At 43.2% G+C, this 21,672-nt stretch carries 18 protein-coding genes; 9 read left to right on the top strand and 9 right to left on the bottom strand.

Annotated features, from left to right (window positions below):
* Window positions 1-239: 239 nt before the first annotated feature.
* From FXV91_RS16925 to FXV91_RS16940, 4 genes are all read left to right on the top strand, one after another.
* Window positions 240-1,784, top strand: coding sequence for an FAD-dependent oxidoreductase (locus tag FXV91_RS16925; protein ID WP_229391856.1), 1,545 nt, complete (start codon window positions 240-242; stop codon window positions 1,782-1,784).
* A 123-nt stretch (window positions 1,785-1,907) separates the two neighbouring features.
* Entirely contained in the window at window positions 1,908-3,428 is a 1,521-nt protein-coding gene (locus FXV91_RS16930) for an FAD-dependent oxidoreductase (RefSeq protein ID WP_229391857.1), read from the top strand.
* A 37-nt stretch (window positions 3,429-3,465) separates the two neighbouring features.
* Window positions 3,466-5,424 (top strand): SWIM zinc finger domain-containing protein, encoded by a 1,959-nt coding sequence (locus FXV91_RS16935; protein ID WP_229391858.1) that lies wholly within the window; start codon window positions 3,466-3,468, stop codon window positions 5,422-5,424.
* Between the two features lie 259 nt (window positions 5,425-5,683).
* Entirely contained in the window at window positions 5,684-5,863 is a 180-nt protein-coding gene (locus tag FXV91_RS16940) for a 4Fe-4S binding protein (protein WP_229391859.1), read from the top strand.
* A 95-nt stretch (window positions 5,864-5,958) separates the two neighbouring features.
* On the opposite strand, the gene FXV91_RS16945 is transcribed toward FXV91_RS16940, so the two are convergent.
* The 3 genes from FXV91_RS16945 to FXV91_RS16955 form a co-directional block, all read right to left on the bottom strand.
* On the bottom strand, window positions 5,959-6,435 hold the full coding sequence (locus FXV91_RS16945) for a DNA-deoxyinosine glycosylase (RefSeq protein WP_229391860.1): 477 nt from the start codon (window positions 6,433-6,435) through the stop codon (window positions 5,959-5,961).
* A gap of 239 nt (window positions 6,436-6,674) precedes the next feature.
* The gene (locus FXV91_RS16950) at window positions 6,675-7,466 is read right to left on the bottom strand and encodes a winged helix-turn-helix domain-containing protein (RefSeq protein WP_229391861.1); all 792 of its coding nucleotides are present in this window, start codon (window positions 7,464-7,466) and stop codon (window positions 6,675-6,677) included.
* A 291-nt stretch (window positions 7,467-7,757) separates the two neighbouring features.
* Window positions 7,758-8,612 carry a winged helix-turn-helix domain-containing protein gene (locus FXV91_RS16955; RefSeq protein WP_229391862.1) on the bottom strand — a complete coding sequence of 285 codons (855 nt, stop codon included), beginning with the start codon at window positions 8,610-8,612 and terminating at the stop codon, window positions 7,758-7,760.
* 901 nt (window positions 8,613-9,513) lie between these two features.
* Between FXV91_RS16955 and mtaC the strand changes: the two genes are divergently transcribed.
* On the top strand, window positions 9,514-10,290 hold the full coding sequence (gene mtaC, locus FXV91_RS16960; protein WP_229391863.1) for a methanol--corrinoid protein MtaC: 777 nt from the start codon (window positions 9,514-9,516) through the stop codon (window positions 10,288-10,290).
* A 10-nt stretch (window positions 10,291-10,300) separates the two neighbouring features.
* Window positions 10,301-11,686: a methanol--corrinoid protein co-methyltransferase MtaB gene (mtaB, locus tag FXV91_RS16965; protein ID WP_229391864.1), complete on the top strand. Its 1,386-nt coding sequence runs from the start codon at window positions 10,301-10,303 to the stop codon at window positions 11,684-11,686.
* A gap of 76 nt (window positions 11,687-11,762) precedes the next feature.
* Here the strand turns inward: mtaB and FXV91_RS16970 are convergent, their stop codons facing one another.
* Entirely contained in the window at window positions 11,763-12,551 is a 789-nt protein-coding gene (locus FXV91_RS16970; protein ID WP_229391865.1) for a DUF429 domain-containing protein, read from the bottom strand.
* Between the two features lie 367 nt (window positions 12,552-12,918).
* Between FXV91_RS16970 and FXV91_RS16975 the strand changes: the two genes are divergently transcribed.
* Window positions 12,919-14,058, top strand: a complete 1,140-nt coding sequence (locus FXV91_RS16975; protein WP_229391866.1) for a glycosyltransferase — start codon at window positions 12,919-12,921, stop codon at window positions 14,056-14,058.
* 105 nt (window positions 14,059-14,163) lie between these two features.
* Here FXV91_RS16975 and FXV91_RS16980 read toward each other — a convergent pair whose 3' ends face one another.
* Entirely contained in the window at window positions 14,164-14,823 is a 660-nt protein-coding gene (locus tag FXV91_RS16980) for an HAD family phosphatase (protein WP_229391867.1), read from the bottom strand.
* 535 nt (window positions 14,824-15,358) lie between these two features.
* The gene (gene msrB / locus FXV91_RS16985) at window positions 15,359-15,781 is read right to left on the bottom strand and encodes a peptide-methionine (R)-S-oxide reductase MsrB (protein ID WP_229391883.1); all 423 of its coding nucleotides are present in this window, start codon (window positions 15,779-15,781) and stop codon (window positions 15,359-15,361) included.
* A 200-nt stretch (window positions 15,782-15,981) separates the two neighbouring features.
* Here msrB and FXV91_RS16990 point away from each other — a divergent pair, with 200 nt between their 5' ends.
* Window positions 15,982-16,428: a hypothetical protein gene (locus tag FXV91_RS16990; protein ID WP_229391868.1), complete on the top strand. Its 447-nt coding sequence runs from the start codon at window positions 15,982-15,984 to the stop codon at window positions 16,426-16,428.
* A 38-nt stretch (window positions 16,429-16,466) separates the two neighbouring features.
* Here FXV91_RS16990 and FXV91_RS16995 read toward each other — a convergent pair whose 3' ends face one another.
* Complete coding sequence (locus tag FXV91_RS16995) at window positions 16,467-17,678, bottom strand: ABC transporter permease (protein WP_229391869.1); 1,212 nt, start codon at window positions 17,676-17,678, stop codon at window positions 16,467-16,469.
* Window positions 17,679-17,927: 249 nt separating this feature from the next.
* Here FXV91_RS16995 and FXV91_RS17000 point away from each other — a divergent pair, with 249 nt between their 5' ends.
* The gene (locus FXV91_RS17000) at window positions 17,928-18,095 is read left to right on the top strand and encodes a hypothetical protein (protein ID WP_229391870.1); all 168 of its coding nucleotides are present in this window, start codon (window positions 17,928-17,930) and stop codon (window positions 18,093-18,095) included.
* Window positions 18,096-18,243: 148 nt separating this feature from the next.
* Here FXV91_RS17000 and FXV91_RS17005 read toward each other — a convergent pair whose 3' ends face one another.
* Both FXV91_RS17005 and FXV91_RS17010 read right to left on the bottom strand, forming a co-directional pair.
* Window positions 18,244-20,313: a glycogen debranching N-terminal domain-containing protein gene (locus FXV91_RS17005; RefSeq protein WP_229391871.1), complete on the bottom strand. Its 2,070-nt coding sequence runs from the start codon at window positions 20,311-20,313 to the stop codon at window positions 18,244-18,246.
* Between the two features lie 360 nt (window positions 20,314-20,673).
* On the bottom strand, window positions 20,674-21,648 hold the full coding sequence (locus FXV91_RS17010; protein ID WP_229391872.1) for a TIGR03885 family FMN-dependent LLM class oxidoreductase: 975 nt from the start codon (window positions 21,646-21,648) through the stop codon (window positions 20,674-20,676).
* Window positions 21,649-21,672: the final 24 nt, after the last annotated feature.

Consider the following 21,672-nt stretch of genomic DNA (forward strand, 5'->3'; position numbering starts at 1 on the left):
GGTTAATTCTGCTTAAACGAAGAATACCTGAGTTAATATTACTATTGATTTTTATAATATTTAGTTAGATAAATTTATAATATTTACTCGAGGACATGCTCGAGAATATGTACGGGGGAGAGTTGTGAATGGGGATGCCGTACTGATTTGAGCGAGCTCCTGGAGACTGCCTTTAGAGTTAGTCAATAAGAAAAGGCTCAAGGAAGAGGGAACCCTGAAAATTAATATTGGTGAAAGCTATGGCAAACCAGAAGGAATTCGATTATATCCTGCCCGGCAGGGCAGAATCATACTGGCTGGCAACTACACCTGAGTCCAATTATCCTGCACTTCACGGGGACATTCACGTTGACATTGCGATAATTGGGGGGGGAATAGTTGGACTCACTACGGCTTACCTGTTAAAAGAAGCAGGGTTTTCGTCAATTGCAGTGATTGAAGCAGGTCATATCCTGAGAGGAGTTACAGGGCACACTACAGCCAAAGTTACATCCCAGCACCACCTGATCTATGACCGCCTGATCTCAAAGTTCGGAAAAAGGCAGGCACAGCAGTACGCAGAATCCAATCAGGCAGCCATAGAGAAGATAGATTCTATAGTAAACTCGAGGCAGATAGACTGTGACTTTGTCCGTAAGCCTGCCTATGTTTATGCAGGCTCTGGAGATTCGACCGGGAAAATTCAAAAAGAGGTGCAGGCAGCCCGACAACTCGGGCTTCCGGCTTCTTTTGAAGAGAAACTACCCCTGCCCTTTGAGACATATGGCGCAGTCCGTTTCAGCAATCAGGCGCAGTTCCATCCCACAAAGTACCTCAATGCACTGACAGGGGAGATTCATGGGGATGGATGCCATATCTTTGAGAAGACAAGGGCATTGAAGATAGAAGGGGAAAATCCCACAACCGTAACAACGGATAAAGGAACCGTGACAGCACAGAAGGTTATCCAGGCAACGCATTATCCGATTCATGACAAGCCCGGGATGTTTTTCCAGCGCCTTTACCAGTCCCGTTCATACGTGCTTGGCATTCGAATTCGGGATCCTTTCCCTGACGGAATGTTCATAAATGCCGAAGAGCCTGCCAGATCCCTGCGCTCGCAGCGTACCGATGGAGGAGAACTTGTCCTTGTAACCGGGGAGGGACACCGAACAGGTGAAGAAGAAAACGAAACTGTTCACTATCAAAATCTTGAGAAATGGGTAAGGTCCATCTATTCTGTTGATTCCGTCGATTACCGCTGGTCTACCCAGGATACCATAAGCGTTGACCATGTTCCCTATATTGGCAGGTTAACTTCAGATAATGATAACATATTCCTTGCAACGGGATTCAAAAAATGGGGCATGACCACAGGTACGGTTGCAGCAATGATCATTACGGATATGATCCTCGGGAGGTCAAACCCCTGGGAAGAGGTTTATGACCCCTCACGTTTCAAACCGGTAGAGTCGGCAAAGACTTTGATTTCACAGGCTATTGAGGCTACCAAAGGTCTTGTGGGTGACCGTATACTCCCCACTCATAAAGAGGCATCAGATATTGCGCCGGGGGGAGGTGCGATTGTCAAAATAGAAGGCGAAAGAGTGGCAGCCTACAGAGACCAGAATGGGACGCTTCATACTCTTGACCCCTCCTGCAAGCACATGGGATGTATCGTTTCTTGGAACGATGCGGAAAGGACATGGGATTGTCCCTGTCACGGTTCTCGTTATAACGCAACAGGAGAGGTCATTCACAGTCCTGCCGTTTACGGGCTTTCGGAAAAGAAAGTTAAGAAATGAGGTATTGGACAATAAACTAGAAAGTTCCGAGGCAGAGAACAGCCAACCAGAAGGTAATCGGTTCTATAAGGAAATTCAGGTTGGTGATACTCTATCTACGAAATAAATGAAGAGGGAATAGCGATGCCGGATCAGAATGAAACTAATTATACTCTGCCTGGAAAGGCGAAATCTTACTGGGTGGCAACCACCCCGGAATCCAATTATCCTGCTCTTCCGGGAGATATCAGGGTTGATGTGGCAATAATTGGAGGAGGAGTAGCTGGAATTACCTCAGCCTTTCTTTTAAAGGAAGCCGGAGTATCTGTTGCAGTTATCGAAGCAGACAGAATCATCACAGGGACAACCGGGAACACAACTGCAAAAATAACCTCCCAGCACAGCCTTATCTATGACCGTCTTATATCGGAATTTGGGAGAGGGCAGGCAAAACAGTACGCTGACTCCAATCAGGCAGCAATCGATAAGATTGAATATATAGTCCGTTCATGGGACATTGACTGCGACTTTTCTCACAAACCCGCTTATGTGTATGCAGGCTCTGAGGATTCTGCACAAAAGATCCTGGACGAAGTTCGAGCAGCCCGGAGCCTGGGCCTTCCAGCTTCATTCGAAGGAGATCTGCCACTTCCTTTTAAAACCTACGGTTCAGTCCGGTTCAGCCATCAGGCACAGTTTCATCCCAGAAAATACCTATGTGCCCTTGCAAAAGAGATTCCGGGAAATGGCTGCCATATCTTTGAGAAGACCAGGGCTCTCGGAATCGAAGGAGGGGACCCTGCTGTTGTAAAAACGGACAAAGGAACCGTAATTGCAGAAAACGTAATCCAGGCAACAAATTTCCCTATTATTGATAAGCCCGGAGAGTTATTCAAAAAGCTGAAACAATCGATGTCATACGTGCTCGGAACATATATTGAAGAGCCATTCCCTGATGGGATGTTCATTAACGCTGAGAAACCTGTAAGGTCTCTGCGCTCGCAGCCCACGGAAAGAGGCGAAATGGTACTGGTAGTTGGGGATGGGCATCCTACCGGAAATGGAAACCCCACGCATGAGCACTACAGGCACCTTGAAGACTGGGTAAGGTCAATCTATAAAGTACGCTCCATTGACTACCACTGGTTGACCGAGGATGTTATATCTGAAGATAAAATTCCGCTTATAGGCAGGCTTACCCCGGAAAGTGAGCACCTGTATCTGGCAACCGGCTTTAAGAAATGGGGCATGACTGCAGGCACTGCTGCAGCAATGATTCTCATGGATACGATCCTTGGAAGGAATAACCCATGGACTGAAATATACGACCCTTCAAGATCCGGACAGGGACCTCAGTTTTCTATGGAAAATGTATCCGGAATTGAACCGGGGCAGGGGACTATTATTGAGAAAGGGGAAGAGGAGAAAGTAGCAGTATACAGGGACCAGCAGGGCTTACTCTATACTCTCAATCCAGCCTGCAGGCACATGGGCTGTTTTGTCTCCTGGAATGATGCTGAGAAAACCTGGGACTGCCACTGCCATGGTTCCCGCTATAATGCTCGAGGAGAAGTTATTCAGAGCCCTGCAGTATACGGGCTCCTTGAGAAGAAAGTAAGGGGGCAGGACGAAAAACCATATTCGTACATAAGAAAAGGTTCGTAATTCCTATTTTTATATTACGTAGTCGAAATGATAGTTTATGCAATTAAAAAGTGAAAATTCTGATCCCTTTAAAGAATTAAGGTGGAGTGACCTGCAGGACTGGGCAGGAGGAAAGGCGACTGCAAAGGGGATAAAGTACCAGGAAGACGAGCGGGTAAAAGAGCTTAAGCGAACACAGGAAGGCAGCCTCGTAGCCCGGGTAGAAGGAACAAAAGAATATTTCACAGAAATTTTCATGGAAAACGGAAACTTGAGCTCAATCTGTACCTGCCCTGTAGGGCACGACTGTAAGCATGGGGTTGCAGCCGTGCTTGAATATTTGGAACTGACAGAGCAGGGAGAGGAAATTCCCGTTATTTCCGAGGGAGATACACTCATTGAGAGAGCCAGGCAGGGGTATACGGAAGCTGAAACCGCAGGCGCTGGCAAAGGTGAGGAATCCTCAACCCGGGCTCTCCGTGAATACCTGGGACAGCTGACAAAACCGGAACTGATCGAGGTACTGGTGGCGTTTGCAGAGAAAGATACCGTGCTTGGCAGGTACCTCACAGACCGGCAGAACCTTGCAGCAGAAAGCGTGGAAGGAATTATCGAAGGAGTTTACTCCGAACTTGACGAGCTCCTGGAAGAAGCAGGTCACCCTGACTATCCGGGTTATGAAAGTGATGTACCAGATTTTTTAGACGTGCAGGTCAGGCTGGAAAGCCTGCTTGATGCGGGACATCCTGATGAGCTGCTTGATATCGGAAAAGAGCTCATGGACAGATACGAAGGAATAGCAGAATACGATAAAGAAGGGGATATAGGAACAAAAATATCCTTCTGCATGGATGTGGTGTTTGAAGCTCTGTCCCGATCTTCCCTCCCTGCTCATGAAAAAATGCTCTATATGTTTGAAATCGAGTTAAGAGATAACTACAATATTCTTGATGAAACCACTTTCTGGGAAGAAGGTTTCACTCCCGAAGAATGGAAACGTTTTGCAGAAGCCCTGAAAGTTAAATTGCAGGAAGCTGATCGGGCAGAAGATACCCTCTATAGCTCCTCCTGGCAGAGGGATTACGCCGTTGACAGGCTGATTGATGCCCTTCTAAAAGCCGGGCTTTCTGAAGAGATAATCCCGATCTGTGAACGCGAAGCCGAAAAAACAGGCAATTATGCCCGGCTTGTCAATGTGCTGCTTGACTCCGGACAAAAGAAGAAAGCAGAAGAATGGATTTACAGGGGAATCAAAGAAACAAGGGAATACCAGCCCGGGATCGCCCGCCAGCTCTGGCAGATCCTGCTTGAGACCAGAGAAGAAGAAGGAAACTGGCTTTTTGCAGCCGCCCTTGAAGCAGAAGAGTTTTTCAGGGCTCCTGATATGGCTCGTTATCTTGGCATGCGGGAAGCAGCCAGAAATTCAGGAAAATGGCAGGAAGTCCGGGAGGCTGCACTCAGATACCTGAAAACAGGAGAGCTGCCAGTCGTTCAGGCTAAAGCCGGCCAGGTAAAAAATAAAGAAGAAATCTCAGGTAAAGAAGAAATTTCAATTCTTCCCGGTATTCTCCCGAAAACAGGGCTTCTGGAGCCAGACTCAATACAGAAAATCAAGGCTCCTGCCCTTGACCTTTTAATAAAAGTAGCAATTCAGGAAGAAGACCCAGAAGAAGTGGTTCACTGGTATAAAGAGCTTAAAACAGGCGGAGAGGAAGCTGAAAGGTACTGGCATTCGATCTCTGAAAGTGAAGTTGCAAACGCAGTGAAAGAGAAACATCCGGAAATTGCGCTTGAGATATGGAAAAAACTTGTAGAGAGGTTGATTTCCGAAACGAAAGTAAGCTCATATGAAGAGGCGTCCACATACCTCCGAAAGATAAAGGAAACACTCGAAACCAGAGGGAAAAAAGAAGACTGGGAAACCTATCTGTCAGGGATAAAGGAAGCAAACAGACGCAAAAGAAGGCTGCTTGAGATTCTGGACATGCTTGGAGAAGACAGGATCATTAGTGAGTAAGGAGAGAATGGGTCGTCAGCAAGTGAGAAATTGAGAGTGAGAGATCGGAGAATAGGAAAAATGATCGTCAGGAAATGAAGAATGGGAAAGAAAAGTAGAATTGGGAAAGACAAAAACAAATTTTTATATAAAAAAGAGATAAATAAAAATAGAGTTTGGTGAGATACCTGTATCCTGAGCTCTAACTTCGCTTCAAAATACGGATCCAAATACGGATCCAAATACGGTAGACAAAAAATGAAATAAGGAGTTGAAACCAATGCCACCTAAAATCAACAAAGAAGAATGTACAGGCTGCGGGACCTGCGCAGAAGAGTGCCCTGTAGAAGCAATTACTATTGATGAGGATGAAAGTTGTGCTGTTGTGGATGAAGACGAATGTGTGGACTGCGGAGCCTGTGAAGAAGCCTGTCCTATAGGTGCTATAAAGACCGAATGATCCGGGGAACTGGAATTCGCAGTTTAAGGTATGTTCTTAAACGAAAACTACTACTCGAAGAGGGGAAAGAATGAGAGGGCTGAAAAGGATAGTTTTTATTGCTTTAGAGTGGCTTTCCACTCCTCTTCCCTGATTTTTACAGATCTTCGGTTTATTCCACTTGAAGAGGGCAGGACTTTTGTCTTATAGCCCATTGCTCTCAGAAGCGGTTCGTATTTTCCTGATTTTTTGCCGTTAAAACAGACCAGCTTCAGCCCCGGAGCTATCTCTTTTAATATCGAAAACTGGTTTACCTCTTCTTCCCTGATTTTTGAGTCCTCGCTTCCTTCTCTTTTTCCGGCTTTAAAGACATCCCAGAGTCCTATTCGGTTGCGTTTCAAAGTCTCAAGCCTTGTTTCATAATCCATGTCCTGAAGATTTTCTCCGATGGCGCGGCCGACCAGCCTCCAGAAATCATTGCCAGGGTGCCCGTAGTACTGCTGCCTCCTTATTGACTCGTCGCCGGGAAGAGAGCCCAGAATAAGGATCTCAGTGTTTTCATCAAGGACTGCAGGAAATCCTCGCTTTATCATGGTAAAGAAAACTGGGTTTTAAGGCTACTTTAATTTTTAGTATTGAAAAAAAGTAAATTTGTATAACCTGCTCAAGCCTTTATGGATTATTCAGATTTGCATAATCTCTAAGGCTTGAAAAAGCATGCAGAATTTCAGTTACTTGCAAAACTTCAGGCGCTTGCAAAACTTCAGAAGCTTGTAAAACCTCAAGCCTTGAGTATATCTGTGTATTGTAAATCTCAAGCCTTGAGTATATCTCATATCTGTGTAATCTGCTCAGACAGATCTCTGTAATAGTTGAACAGTTCCTTCCCCCATTCAAGGGCGCTTTTTTCAAAGCTTACCATTTCATGGTTGTAGTATCTTCCGTCCTTAGATATCATGGATATCGAGATAAAGCGGTCAGTAACAAGGCTGGAAGCAAGTTCGATTTTATTGTCGCAGATAAATATCTGTGTATTTCCCATGTTTATAAATTCTTCTACTTCCTGCCTGTAATCAGTGACCAACTTCCTGTATATGGGTCTTTCAAGAACCAGAGAGACTTCTATTCCCTTATTTGCAAGATCCAGATAGAGTCCAGGATATCCGGGGCGGAAAAATGAAGAGACTTCCATCACAGTTTTTGACCTGTAGAGTGGATCCATTATTTCGGGAGGGTAGTCAAAAATATGAGTTCTATCAGGCACAAGTTCCATGCACTTGCCGAGCTCCCCGATCCGGTCAAGCAGGTGCGGAGGAAGGGTGCGAAGGTCCTGCCTTGCCCAGTAATCATGGTTTTCATCAAAGATCCGGAATGTGGAGAGGAGGGGTTCCATTTTGGGAACTATAAGTTTACCTTTTACAGAAAGTTCGTAACTGTCATCTTTCTGTACCAGCAGACCGTCTTTAATCAGAATGCGGATCTGAGCCATTATAGGGCTGGAACTGACTTCAAGTTCGGTCTTGATTTCTTCAATTGTCTTTGGTCCGTTCTTCAGGAATAAAAGCAAATTTTTCCTTTTGTCCGAAAAAAAAATCGTATCTATTAACTGCAGTTCCATACTCATTCGATTCAGCCTCCCTCCGGAAAAGAGTTTGAGATTAAATAAGGCGTTAATAAAGATTATCTGAGTTATTTTGAATTGGAGAGCAATTTTCCAGCTAATAGAATACTTTAGTTACTCGATCAATTCCAGTTACTCGAATAACTTCAATTACTCGAACAATTTTAGCTACTCCGGATAATCTTAATTGCTTCAGTTACTTCGGATTAAAACCTCAAACCTATCTTAAATCTGTTGATACATAGTATTATCAGTATGTCAGTAAATGTTGGTGTATCAGTAAATATCAGTATATCAGTGAAGGCTTAACAATAGAGATTCTGAGAAAGCTCCGTTTTCGGACGTGCATGTAAAATTGTCAATGCTCTTCTCACCTTCAACTTTTAATGCCCTTGATTTATAGAAATCAAAGAGCTCTCTTACCCAGGAAATAGCCTGAGATTCGGAACAGCACATATACTCGTGATAGAACCTGCCCTGGCTGTCAAAGAGGGAGACCATCATCCCGCGATCAGAAACAATAAGTTCGGCAATTTTTGCACCATCCTTACAGACAGACAGTTCAGTATTCTTCATTGTTGAAAGTTTCCTTATTTTTCGTTCATAGTTGTACAGGAATTTCTCGAGTACCGATTCCGTAAAAATAAGGGAGACCTCTGACTCAAGCCTTCCGAGCTTTGAATAAAGGGGAAGGAACTCAGGCCTGTAGAAGGATGAAAAAACCATGAGATAAAGGGAAGAGGAAAAGAATTTCAAAAGATCAGTACTGGGTTCGAATATCTGGCTGGGATCGGCTTTAACCAGATTGCAGTCCTTAAGGTCCCCTATCCTGTCAAGAAGATACTGCGGGATTCCGCCCAGGTCGTGTTCGGTCCAGTAGTCATTTTTTTCAACAAGAGTAAGAACATCGACAAGGGACCTGACTTTTTTGAATACCTGCTCTCCCATATCTGTCAGTTCATAGCTGCCATTTTTTTGAATAACCAGGTTGCTGTCTGTAAGCCTTTTGATCTGGGGTAAGATAGCTGTGGGAGAAACATCGAGGAGGATTTTAATGTCTTCCATTGTTCTGGGTTCTTCTCCCAGGAGTAAGAGAAGGTCTCTTCTTTTCTGGGAACGAAATACTATATCTATTAACTCAGGTTGCATTAAACCACTTCTATCTCTTTTTTTTGTAAATATAGGATATCTGCGTTACGCGGTACTAACAGATTCGCACAAGGGCGAATAAAAATTTGAGTTCTGTTCAGGTCATGTAAGACCCTAGTTAAAGGAAGAGTTTGCGCCATGTACTGGAGGTAACCGATATGTACATTTATATAAAAGGGTTTGGATGAATAATTTAAAACGTAAGATGGTCTCAGTAATAGGATTTTGTAAGTGAGGAAGTGAGGCAAATTTAAGAGGGAAACAATATCATTAGCCGGAGTCCAGCAAGGTAATGACTTCTCCAGTGTCTAAATAAATCTAATATGATAAGCTAAAAAAGAAAATATGAACATTGAAATTTTTGACAGGCTTTATCTAAATAATGTCATTGTTCAAAAAAAATAAGATTGTTCAAAAATAAAAGAGTGGTAAAAAATGTTGAGGAGGATACCCCATATTTGCCTCAAAAATTTGCAGCTCTTTTATCAGGAAAGAGGGACCAAAAAAATCAGAAGCCAGAAAGTCGAATAATAGCCTCAAAAATTTAGAACCCATATTGCCCCGTAAAAATCAGGAAAAAATTTCCGTCGGTTATGGTATATGTGATGATTTCCCCTAATTAAGCTGTAAAGACATGTCAGCATGCAGGCATGAAATACACTAAAAAAGGAAAAGTTCCGGTAACAGGAGAAAGAAATTCTTTTACCGGTATGTATTGCAGAAATCTGAATTTATGCCTTCAAAACTAAATAAACTTCAGATTTATCTCAGAATACTACCACAGAAAGAAAAAGCTTTACAAAGGCAAAACCGGAACCTCCCCACGCCTTATAAATCCGGAAAACTACAGATCCGGAGTGGCAAGGACCTTTTTATTTAATCTAAATGGAGGTTTAGAAATATGTTGGACTTTACAGAGGCAAGTCTGAAAAAGGTATTAACAAGATACAATGTGGCTCTGGAAAAGGCAATGACGCCTGAAGACGCCGCAGAAGAGCTCTATCCTAAAGACGAACTTATTTACCCGATTGCAAAAGCCATCTTCGAAGGAGAAGAAGATGACGTGGTCGAGGGTCTCCAGGCAGCAATGGATGCAGGCAAGGACCCGATCACCCTCATCGACGATGCCCTCATGGTCGGTATGGGCGTTGTCACCAAGCTCTACGATGAAGGTATAATTTTCCTTCCCAATGTCATGATGTCTGCTGACGCCATGCTCAATGGTATCGAATTCTGTAAGGAAAACTCCGAAACTGCCCCTGTAACAAAGGGAACCGTTGTCTGCCACGTCGCAGAAGGTGACGTTCACGACATCGGAAAGAACATTGTTACCGCTCTCCTCAGGGCAAACGGCTATGACGTGGTTGACCTTGGAAGGGATGTCCCTATTGACGAAGTTGTTGCATCAGTTGTTGCAAACAAGCCCCTCATGGTCACAGGTACTGCACTCATGACCACCACCATGTACGCATTCAAGGAAGTTAACGACAAGCTCCTTGAGAAGGGAATAAAGATCCCATTCGCATGCGGTGGCGGCGCAGTTAACCAGGACTTTGTGTCCCAGTATGCACTCGGTGTGTATGGTGAAGAAGCAGCTGACGCACCCAAGATTGCTGACGCAATCGTTGCAGGTACCACAGATATTGCAGCATTAAGAAACAAATTCCACAAGCACTGAGGTGAGTGAAATGGCAGCAACAAGATTCACTAAGATGGCATATGCAAACGCAGACGAAATGAGCTTCGGCGTATCCAAGCACCCCGTAAAAGCAGGCCTTGGCCTTGAGATCGGTGCTGGCTACACAATTCCTGAAGTTAACTATGCCCCGAGACCTGAAGCAGGTGCATCCAAGGAAAAACTCGTAAAGGAATACGAGAGGATCACAACCGACATTATGTCAAGAATGGTCCAGGTCGGTTTCCCGGCAGTTATCCTTGAAACAGAACACGTTCAGCAGATGTCCAACAACCCCTCCTGGGGAGCAGAAGTTGCACACGCCCAGAAAACCATCATGGAAGAATACCACGATGAATACGGCATAAAGTGCGCACTTCGCCACACAATCGGTGACATCCGTGAGAACAGAGACTTCCTCCAGCTCAGAGGCGACAAGTACTCCGTCTTCCTCGAAGCATTTGAACAGTGTGCCAAGTCCGGTGCTGACCTTCTTTCCGTTGAATCAATGGGTGGTAAGGAAGTATTCGACCACGCAGTTCTCAGAAACGACATCCCCGGTATGCTCTACGCAATCGGCTGCCTCGGCTCCATGGACATGGAAATGATCTGGTCCGACATTGCAGCAATTGCAAAGAAGACCGGCACAGTCGCAGCTGGTGACACCGACTGCGCCCAGGCAAACACCGCAATGTTCATCGCAGGCGGTCTGCTCGACAAGAACCTCGCCCACACCCTCGCAATCCTCGCAAGGGCAATTTCCGCACCCAGGTCCCTCGTTGCATACGAATGCGGTGCAAAAGGTCCGGGTAAGGACTGCGGCTATGAAAACATCATTATCAAAGCCATCACCGGTATGCCAATGACCCAGGAAGGTAAGACCTCCACCTGCGCTCACTCTGACGTAATGGGCAACCTCATTATGCAGTGCTGTGACTGCTGGTCCAACGAGTCTGTCGAATACCACGGTGAATTCGGTGGTACCACTGTTCAGTGCTGGTCCGAGACCCTCGCATACGACTGCGCTCTCATGAACACCGCTCTTGAAACCAAGAACGAGAAAGTTCTCAGAGACCTCTTTATGCTCTCCGACAGGTACAGAGACCCCCAGTCCTACGTGCTTGCATACGACAACGCATACAGAGTCGGCCAGGCAATTGTTAAGGACGGAGACAACATCTACCTCAGAGCAAAGAACGCTGCAATTGCATGCTGCGACATCGTCAGCGAAGGCGCTGCAGGCAAGCTCGAGCTCTCCAGGTTCGAAACCAAAGCACTCGCAGACGCAAAGGCATCCCTGGACTCCCTCACAGACGACATGGACACGTTCATGGACGACTGCCTTACAAAGTACAAGAGCGAAGTTAAAGTCTTCCTTCCAGAGAACTACGGCTTCTAAGCCCCCAGTTCTCTTTTTCTTTTTTTTCTTAACTTCATTTTTCTAACTTTGCGTAATGCACTTTTATCCCCACTTTTTATGTTCTTTTCTGGTTCCTCTGCAGCCTGAACTGCATTTCAGGAAAAATCGGTGAGAGAATATATCCTTCATCAAGGTTTCCAAAAACAGCGCATTTTTCTCGGTAAGTCCACGCATAATAAGCAATATATGCGCAAAAAACCGCATCCAATTGATCTTCAATATTTTTTAGAGCCTTACCTTTCAAGCCAATTATATTTTTTTCAATGAGTTCTGATGAGAGACGTAATTCGGGGAAATCGGTCTCCAGCTTTTTCAGGCATTTCTGGTAACGTTGGAACTCATCCCAGACAGTTTCATAAGGGCGTCCTTTCTTCTTTTTGTAACGGATTATTTCTCGTAGATTGAAGATAACAACCATTGCAGGATGAGGATAGACTTCAAAGAACTTCCTTGACCCTTTATCATTTTTGGTAAAATATGGGTCCTGTTTAAAACCCAAGGATTCAAGCTTTCGACTAAGTTCTTCTCCCCGGATAGTTTTTCCCCATTGCAAAAAGAGTTTTCTTGAAGCGGGATACGCACCTGCATTGTATTTCCCAAAAAAGTCACAGATCTGAGCATCCGCAATTCTCCTCCCATCCTCATTAGGAACGATAAGAGGTGCATCGATTGCGATTAAAGCAGGTTTTTCGCCCACGGAGCCTTCGATAAAGTCCAAAATTTCTGAGTCAGCACATAGAATATTAGCACAGCGGAACTGAATAGTTTCTTCGTTTCCTTCGAACACCGCAACGCCACTGAGGTTTTTTTCAGACCAGGCAAGGTCGATACCTGTAAAAAACATAAAAATAACAAACGGGACAAAACAATATAGTTTTAGTGATTTGAGATGATTTCTTGAAAGAACAAGAGAACAGGAATTAATGAGAAATTGTAACCAAAGGCTGAATAACAGTAAAGAACACAGAAAAATAAAAGAAATAAACAAAATTGGCTTAAATGAAATACTCTAAAATGTCTTAAGCAATTAAACGACTTATACAAATTAAAACTATTTTTTTTCGATCCTGAAGACCAGAGACATTTCAGCTCCCATGTACATATAAGCGGGAAACCCTGATCTGGAAAAGAAAAACTCAAAGGAAACGGAGTTAAGGTCCGGGGTAAAAAGCAAATAGAAATAAACACATCCTAAAAATGAGTGATAAAGGATGAAAATAATGATTTTTATATGCGGGGAAGGGCTTGGGCATACCAGCCGTTGTCTTGCGCTGGGAAAAGAACTTCTTGCTGCGGGGCATGAGATCGGATTCGGAGCTTACGGTTACTCGAAGGACCTGGTCGAAAAGACAGGGTATACGGCACAGGAAATACCCTCGGAAATAAAACTGGTTGGGAAGGCAGGAAGTCTTGATTTGACAGGGTCTATCGAAGCAACTCTCAAAAACGCCCAGCTTCTCGGAGGCCCGAAGGTCCTGAAGCTTATCAGGGACTTTGAACCGGGTGTGGTGGTTTCGGACAGCTATTACCTGGGGGCTCTTGCTGCTATGGTCCTTAAGATTCCTGTGTATCTTATTATCAACCAGTCAAATATGGAAGAGTTTTTCAAGGACCGGGGAGTTCCAATCAGGATTCTCGGAGGGCTGACAAAAAAGTTCTACGAAGGGGTCTTTGAGAAAACCGATAAAATAATTATTCCGGATTATCCCCTGCCCTACACAGTCTGCAAGAAAAATCTGGATTTTGCTCCCAAACTCCGGGAAAAGCTATTTTATAGCGGCCCGCTTTTAAGGGAAAAATATGAAGACGTAGACAGAATCCCTCTGGAAAAACCTCATGTCGTTTCCCTTATTGGAGGCTTCGGATACAGGGAGCCAATTTTCAGGAATGTGCTCACAACTGCTATGCTTGATCCCGGAATTAACTATACACTCATTTCAGGCCCTAACCTTGATCCTTCAAAGTTCAGAGACATTCCGAAAAATGTTCAGCTTCTCAGGTTTGTAGAAGATACTTACCCGTATATCAGGAGTTCGGATGCCGTAATAGTTCCTGGCGGGCACAGCACGATCATGGAAGCTTTAAGCTTCGGGGTTCCTGTCCTCTCTTTCCCGGACGAAGGGCATAACGAACAGGAGAATAATGCTGCAGTAATTGAAGAGGAAGGCTACGGAAGAATGCTCAGTTACTCCACCCCACCCAAGGTCATCCTCGAATGCATACGTGAGGTCCTTGAAGATGAGGAGTACAGAAATAAAGTAGAAAGGCTGCAGCGGCTTGCAACTGAGCTGGACGGCCCAAAAGCTATCAGGGAAATGCTGGAAAAAGAAATTGGAAAAAAGGCTTCCTGAAAAACTTCTTCAGTATCCTTTCAGTGTCCTTTCAGTGTCCTTTTGAGTGCCACTGTAAAATTCCTGCAGGTTATGCAGGCTAGGGTTATCAGAAAAATCCGAAGCTTATTTCGCTTGCGATTCCTCAGATATGAGGCTTTTAAGGTAGTCGAGCAGGGCAGCATGGTCTTCGAGTACGAGATCTGCGTGCTGCACCTTCTCCGGTTCAAGCATGCTTGCAACTGCAACGCAGTAAAGCCCCGCCCTTTTGGCAGCCGTAATGCCAAGAGGTGCATTTTCAATTACAATGCATTCGTTTTTTGTCAGGTCAAGCATCTCAAGCGCTTTGAGATAAGGGTCAGGATCAGGCTTCCCGCGCTCCAGATCACTCCCGTTAATAATTACGTCAAAATAGCCTGGGAAAAATTTGTCTACTATTTTTCCGACTGTCTTGCGGTTTGACCCTGAAACCATGGCAAGCTTGAAATGCCGTTTCAACTCATCGAGGCAGTCCGGAATGCCTTCAAAGGGTTTTATGCTATCGAATTCCAGAGCCTCGCGCTTTCTTTCAGGCAGCTCCTCAAAGTACTCGGGCTCAGGCTCTTTTTCGGATTTTTCGAAAATCGATTTGATCAATCTTTTATCATTTGAACCTTCGAGCTCGTAGATATCTTCCCTGCTTATGGTAATACCGACATCCTGAAAAGCTTTTGCCCATGCGTCGGCCTGGAAACGCATGGAGTCCACAAGAACCCCATCCACATCGAAAATGATTGCTTTTAACATATATTCAATAGATTGTTATGATTTGTGATAAATATTATGAAAAATTGAACTTACTAAAATTGATATAGAGAGATGTCCAGGCCTCAATAAACTTTAACGAGGTTCAGAAAGTCATTTCCTTTTTTCTCCCTCCCCTTTTACCCCTACCGAAATTTTCATCTCAGATACTTATCATAAAAATATCCGCCCAGCCAGTACCCGAAAAAAGCAAATATAAGAGTTCCGGGAGCGTAAATAGGATATCCGGATCCTTCAAATCGGAAAAAAAGATTGAAAAAAATAAGATAGAGGAACAGAAAAACTAAAAATCCCCCAATTTCAGCCTGCTTTTTCGTGAAGTTCAAACTTACCAGGACCTCCTTGATCTAACCCTTTTCCTGATCTGGGACTAATCTGATCTGGGACTAATCTGATCGGGACTAATCTGAAACTTCCCTGAACTCCGGATTCTGTGTATGCTTTAGGGTTTTACAGCTTGATCAGAAAACCTTTAGACAAACTTTATCTTCTCCATATGCCTTCGGATTTCACTTTTTTACTCTTTTTCCCCTCCTGTTTTTTCTTCCTTATTGAAACCAAGAGAAACGGAATTGATGCAGTAACGTTTTCCAGTTGGCCCGGGCCCGTCTTCAAAAACATGCCCAAGGTGGCTTCCGCAGCGAGAACAGACCACTTCGATCCTGTTCATAAAATGGCTGGTATCCTCCTGAAGCCTGACTTTGTCACTGGAAATCACATCAGAAAAACTTGGCCACCCGGTGCCGGACTCGAATTTGGTATCGGAAGAAAAGAGTTCCTGCCCGCAGGCAGCACAGGTATAGACCCCTTTTTCTTTGTTATAATAAAGGTTGCCGGAAAAGGGCCTTTCCGTGCCTTTCTGCCTCAAGACTTGATATTGCTCGGGAGTGAGAACTTTTTTCCACTCTTCTTCGGACTTCTCAATTTTATTCTTTTCCAGTCATAAACCCCCTTTATGTGTATAATTGAATTATGCAGGAAATATTATTATCCTTCGGGTCAGAGTAAATTTTGACTTTCCCTCAAGGTGGAGTATTGAGTGCTATTAGAGCATCGCGTGCCAAATAATTATAAAGAAGAATATATAATATTCAATAGGAATAAATTGCAAGAATAAGAACTCTTTATTCTGAGGGCGTCATGGAGGAAAACTGGGAGAAAAGAAAAGACCACAGCATAATAACAGCTGCCCTTGTGTTTCTTCTTCTTGCGGCGGTATTTGCCCTGGTAGTTTCCATGCAGATCCACCTGGGAAAGTTTACTCTCCCATTTTATATCGTTGTCTCAGGAATGTTTCTTTTTGCCACTTCCCTGGAAACAGAAAGTCGTATTGGAGAATGGATTGCTTCCCTTGGCTGGACTCTTAACATGTTTGGCCTGCTCCTTTTTTACCAGTATGGAACTGGAAACTGGGAAAGCTGGGCTTACGCCTGGCCTCTTGTATTCCCTGTCGGACCCGGACTGGGACAGCTGAGCTACGGGGTGGTGAAAGCCCGGAGAGATCCTTTTGAACGGGGAAAGGTTCTTCTCCAGCTGGGACTTGGGCTTTTTGTTCTGATCCTGATAGTTTTCAAGCTCTTTTTTTAATAATCCGGAAATTCCATTCGGAATGGGTTCCAGCAGTCTTATTCGTACCTTAATGAGTCCACGGGTTTCATTTTCGCGGCTTTTCGTGCAGGGTAGACGCCAGAAACAAAACCGACAGCGACCGCAACGATAAATCCAGCAGCTATCAGGCTTATCGGGAAGACCACAGGCAGATTAAGGAGGCTTTCTACACTGTATGCGCCTGCAATTCCAACAGCACTTCCGAGAATGCCTCCGAAAACTCCAAGCATGATTGACTCGATCATGAAAAGGAAAAGGATATCAAAGCCTGTGAACCCAAGGGACTTGAGCACTCCTATCTCCCTTGTCCTTTCGGTCACGCTTACGAGCATAATGTTCATGATCCCTATTGAACCTACCAGAAGAGAAATCAGGGCAACTGCTGTCAGGAAAGAACTGAGTGCAGCTGCCATCATGTCAGTCTGCTCTAAAATCTCAGCCTGGTTTATGAGCATGTAGGGCCTTGAATCTTTGTCCCCAAGATCCCTCTCTGAAATCCCGAAGCTTCGCGCAAGGCGCCTGTCCACCTCATCCGAGATATCCTGAATAGCTGCAGGGTCATCAGCCATTGCAAAAGCCCCTCCGTAGTCATTTTCACCAAGAATCTCATTCATAACGTCAACAGGGATCAGGACAGCTTCGTTGTCATCATACGCCTGAACCATGGTATTTTCCGGGTTCTCAATTATTCCCTTGACCTTGAAGGTCTTTGTAATTTTCTCGTCTTCCCCTATCCTGAAGGTTATGTCTATGGAGTTTCGGGCTGAGATATTCCTGCCGAATTTCTCGTCTGCAATATCATGACCGATAACTGCAACATACCCATCATTGTCGTTAATAAAGGTGCCTTCCCGCAGCTGGGTGTTTGCAACCCCATCGTACTCTTTTCCCACCCCGCTTACCATGACATTTTTGGTCTCGGACATGTACGTAACTTCAGCAGTTTGCGACTTCAAAGGCGAAACTCCCGAAATTCCGGGTGTATTTTCAATTATCTTCAGCTGGTTGTCGTAAAAGAGCTTGGGCTGCATCCCCTGAATATAAATGAAATTTGAGCCGAGGTTGGACACTTCATTTGTAAAATGCTGGTTGAAACTTGCCCCAAGGGACACATTTGCAATCACAGCCGCAACTCCGATAACGATTCCAAGCACTGTAAGGGTTGAACGCATTTTTGCACTTTTAATGCTTCCAAGAGCTATTTTTCCTGCATTGAAAAAGGGGATCATGAATAGGGACTCCGTTTTGAACCGGGTTTCAGCGGTACGGATAAAACTAAGAATTAAAGATCAAAACTCATTTGCTTAAACTTTATTTAGATGAATACATCAAGCATATAAATTCTGCTAAGGAAGAAGGAAGAATATACTCTGATAAAGAGAATTTTAAGAAAAGAATTTTGAATTTATTCCCTGAAAGTGTCCATAAAGCCGACTGTCTTATACCTGTAATCTCTAAAGAGGTTGGAGGCTATATTATTGTCAATTAACATTAATGGTACTTACAGGATTCTTAACAACAGAATTAGCTATTATGAAGGTGAACTTTGCAATGGCATCGGGAGGCTTATAGCGGTTCTTCTCGAAATCACCCTTCTTGTTAATCTGTTCCCTGATACTGTAATTTACGGCTTATTCAAGAATTGAATGATTATTCAGGAATTAAATGATTATTCAGGAATTGAATGATTATTCAAGATTAAATGATTATTCAGGAATTACATGCTTGCTCGGAAACTATGTGTCTATTGGGAATTGTACATTAACAGGATCAAAACTGGTTAATCCATGGCTATTAGTCTGATAATTCAACTTTTGAATGGCCTTTTCGCACATATATTGAAAAATTTTTATTGAACAGCCTAACGTTTTCCACGCAAATATCCTCAATCGCTGCAGGGAGATATGGATTTATTATTATATTCTGGTTTTTATGGTCGGGTTCCAGTCCTAAAATAATCCGTAAAAATAATACGCTTGCACCGGCAGCCCATGCCTGCGGTGAGGATGAAGTCGGATAGGGTACGGGAAAATCAACTTCAGTTCTCTGGTAACCTGCAAATACCTCAGGAAATCTGTTATCGAAATATTGAGATGCTTCTAACAGATTTATTATTATTTGATTTGCTTCATCTTTATATCCGTACTTTATGAGTCCCTCTGCAATTAAACTATTATCATGAGGCCATACCGTTCCATTGTGATATTCTATAGGATTGTATCCTCTATCCTGAACAGATAATGTGCGAATTCCCCAGCCACTATAAAGGTGACTGCTCATTAATTGTCTAACAATAATATTAGCCTTATCATCATTTACGATTCCGCTCCAGAGAAGATGTCCCATATTTGAGGTCATAGAATCAATTTTTTTCTTGTTTTTATCCAGTCCAAGAGCAAAATAGCCTCCTCTATCTTCAATCCAGAAATCCTTATTAAAGTGCCGTTTTAACTCTTTAGCCTGATTCCTCAGTTTTTCTGCAAGGGCGGAATCATTCCAGACTTCTTCTGCCAGTTCAGCAAGCCTTAGCTTTGCATCATAAACATATCCCTGGAACTCAACCGTAGCTATAGGGGCTTCGGCAAGACTTGCATCACTGAAGATCATACTTGTCCCTGAATCTTTCCAGCAGTGATTACCAAGTCCTTCTTTTGATCTTTTTTGATATTCTATGTACCCGTCCCCATCCATATCTCCGTAATTGTCAATCCAGTCAAGGGCTTTTAACGCTGGCTCCTTAAGCTCATTAACTAATTCTCTGTTACCCGTCCACTTAAACGCTTCATGGAGCAGAATAAGGAATAACTGGCAGGAATCAGCAGTTCCGAAATACGGGCTGTACGGTTTTTCTCCCAATAGGGTTTTCTCTCCAAACCTCAGTTCATGAAGGATTTTTCCGGGCTCTTCATCTCTAAAATCATTATATTCTTTTCCCTGAAGCCTTGCTAGATTTCTTAATGTAGTAAACGCAATATCCGGAGCAATAAAACAGCATTGATAAGCTGTAATTAAACTATCACGGCCGAATAAGGCCATATACCACGGCATGCCTGCTGCAATTACAGGTTTATTTTCCGAGTCTATGTAAAACCTGAGTGCAGCTAAATCCATTAAACTATGTTCATATGTCTTCGATAATATGCTGCAATGTCCGGTTAACCTTGGGACCTGATTTTTCCATTGTTGCAGAGGTTTATGTATAACTGGTTTATTTTTATCAAGATCTTCACATAAATATTCTGGTTCTTTAACTTTATCTTCCCAAACAGGCCGAATTGTCAGGCAGGTTTTCCAGACATCTTTTGCAGGAATATTGATTTTAAAATTTACCTTTCTATTTTCGATTTCTGCTCCGGATTCACATTGAATTATAGTTTTCCTGCATATTCCATCAACCTGATATACGAAAATATGCTGATTTTCTGTTGAATTAATCTCAATAACAGGCCTTCCTTTCGGGTTTTGTGCCCTTTTTAACTCTATTATATCTACAAAGTCAGCATCAAGCTTTATTGATAAAGTTAAATCCACAGGTTCAGTTTTATAATTATGAATTATAATTTCTTCCCTTGCTCCATTACCTGCTGCACGTTTTCTAATAATCGTAATAGGATGAGCCTCAAATATCGATTCAAATGGGAGAGTAGCATAATGGGTTGACCAAAAATAGTTCACCTCTTTTGCACCAAGTATAGTTAAATCCTGATCATTTATTTTCAAAATTAGTTCCGATAAAAATCGTGTATCCCTGAAAAAAAAACCAAGATTACCAGTACTCTCCTGATGTATATTCCCAACAGAATCTGAGATAATGAATGTTTCTCCGTTGACGATTCGTATTTCAGATTTTGTTTGATAGCTCATAGTTCTGTCTCCTTACAACCTTAATCGTTTTGAATAATGTAATATATAGTGAACAGCAAAACGGAATTCTGGTAAAAGAGATGATCAGCACCAGGGTCATCTGAATCACAAACCTGAATAATTCTTTCAGTTTATTATGCTTTCATTTATTGTCTATGATTTTTCCAGAATTTTTTTCTTTATTGATTTGCTGAATTTTAGCTATTCATCATCTCTATCCTGCTTAAAGGTCTTATAGCAAGAGAAATCGGAAGATATGCCGTTGTTACGGGAGGCTCTTTTTTAGATGGCGTAAAAAACCTGCCAGGACGAGAAAACTGGGGAGTATGGCTGATTATTCTGCCGCAATTATGATATGGATTATTTTTTAAGTACAGGAAGAACTTTCTCTCCAAAATCCTTAATAAATCTCTCCTGTTCAACATTGGCATTATGCAGAATAATATTACTGAAGCCAAGCTCGATATCTTTTCGAATCCAGTCTATATGATTTTTCGGCTCGGAAGAAATCCTGATATGGTCATCCAGGTCATCGGGTCTTATGTACTTTGCAGCTGCATCAAACTGTTCAGGAGTATAGATCTCTTCTTCAACAATACTTTCAATAGTATTGTTTTTCCATTGTTCATAAGCCCCTTTGCGAGCTTTTTCATCAGTATTGGAATATGAAAGGTGAACCTGCAGATACATGGGTTTGCCTTCCCCGCCGCCTGCATGAAAAGCATCCACCATTTTCCGAAGTTTTTCATAAGGCTGGGATACTGTTACCATTCCATCTGCCCAGCTACCTACCCATTTTGCAGTCTCGGGAGTGAGAGCCGCACCAAAAATTTGTGGTGCAGTTTCAGGTTGAACGTACAGCTTTGCTTCTTCTACAGTTATATAGGACCCGTAATAAGTCACTGACTCTCCTGCAAACAATGATTTAATTACATCTACGCATTCCTGTAGCCTTTCATTTCTTTCAAATTTGGTCGGATATAAATCTCCGGTTATTCGCTCATTTAAAGCCTGACCACTTCCAAGCGCCATCCAGAACCTCCCAGGAAACATTTCAGCTAAAGTTGCTGCAGCCTGTGCAATAATTGCAGGATGATACCTTTGTCCGGGAGCATTTACAACTCCAAATTCAAGTGATGTAGCTTGCATAGCTGCTCCCAGCCAGGACCATGCAAAACCATTTCCACCCTGTTCAGCCTGCTTACAACTCCAGGGTTTAAAATGATCCGAAGATAAAGCTCCGGTAAATCCGGCTTTTTCAGCTAATTGAGCCCAATTTAAAAGCTCACGAGGCTTAAACTGCTCATGAGAAACATGATACGAGAACCCCACCATAAAAATATCCTTATTGCTTATTAC

The organism is Methanosarcina sp. DH2 (assembly GCF_020804225.1).
In the GTDB taxonomy this organism is placed as follows: domain Archaea; phylum Halobacteriota; class Methanosarcinia; order Methanosarcinales; family Methanosarcinaceae; genus Methanosarcina.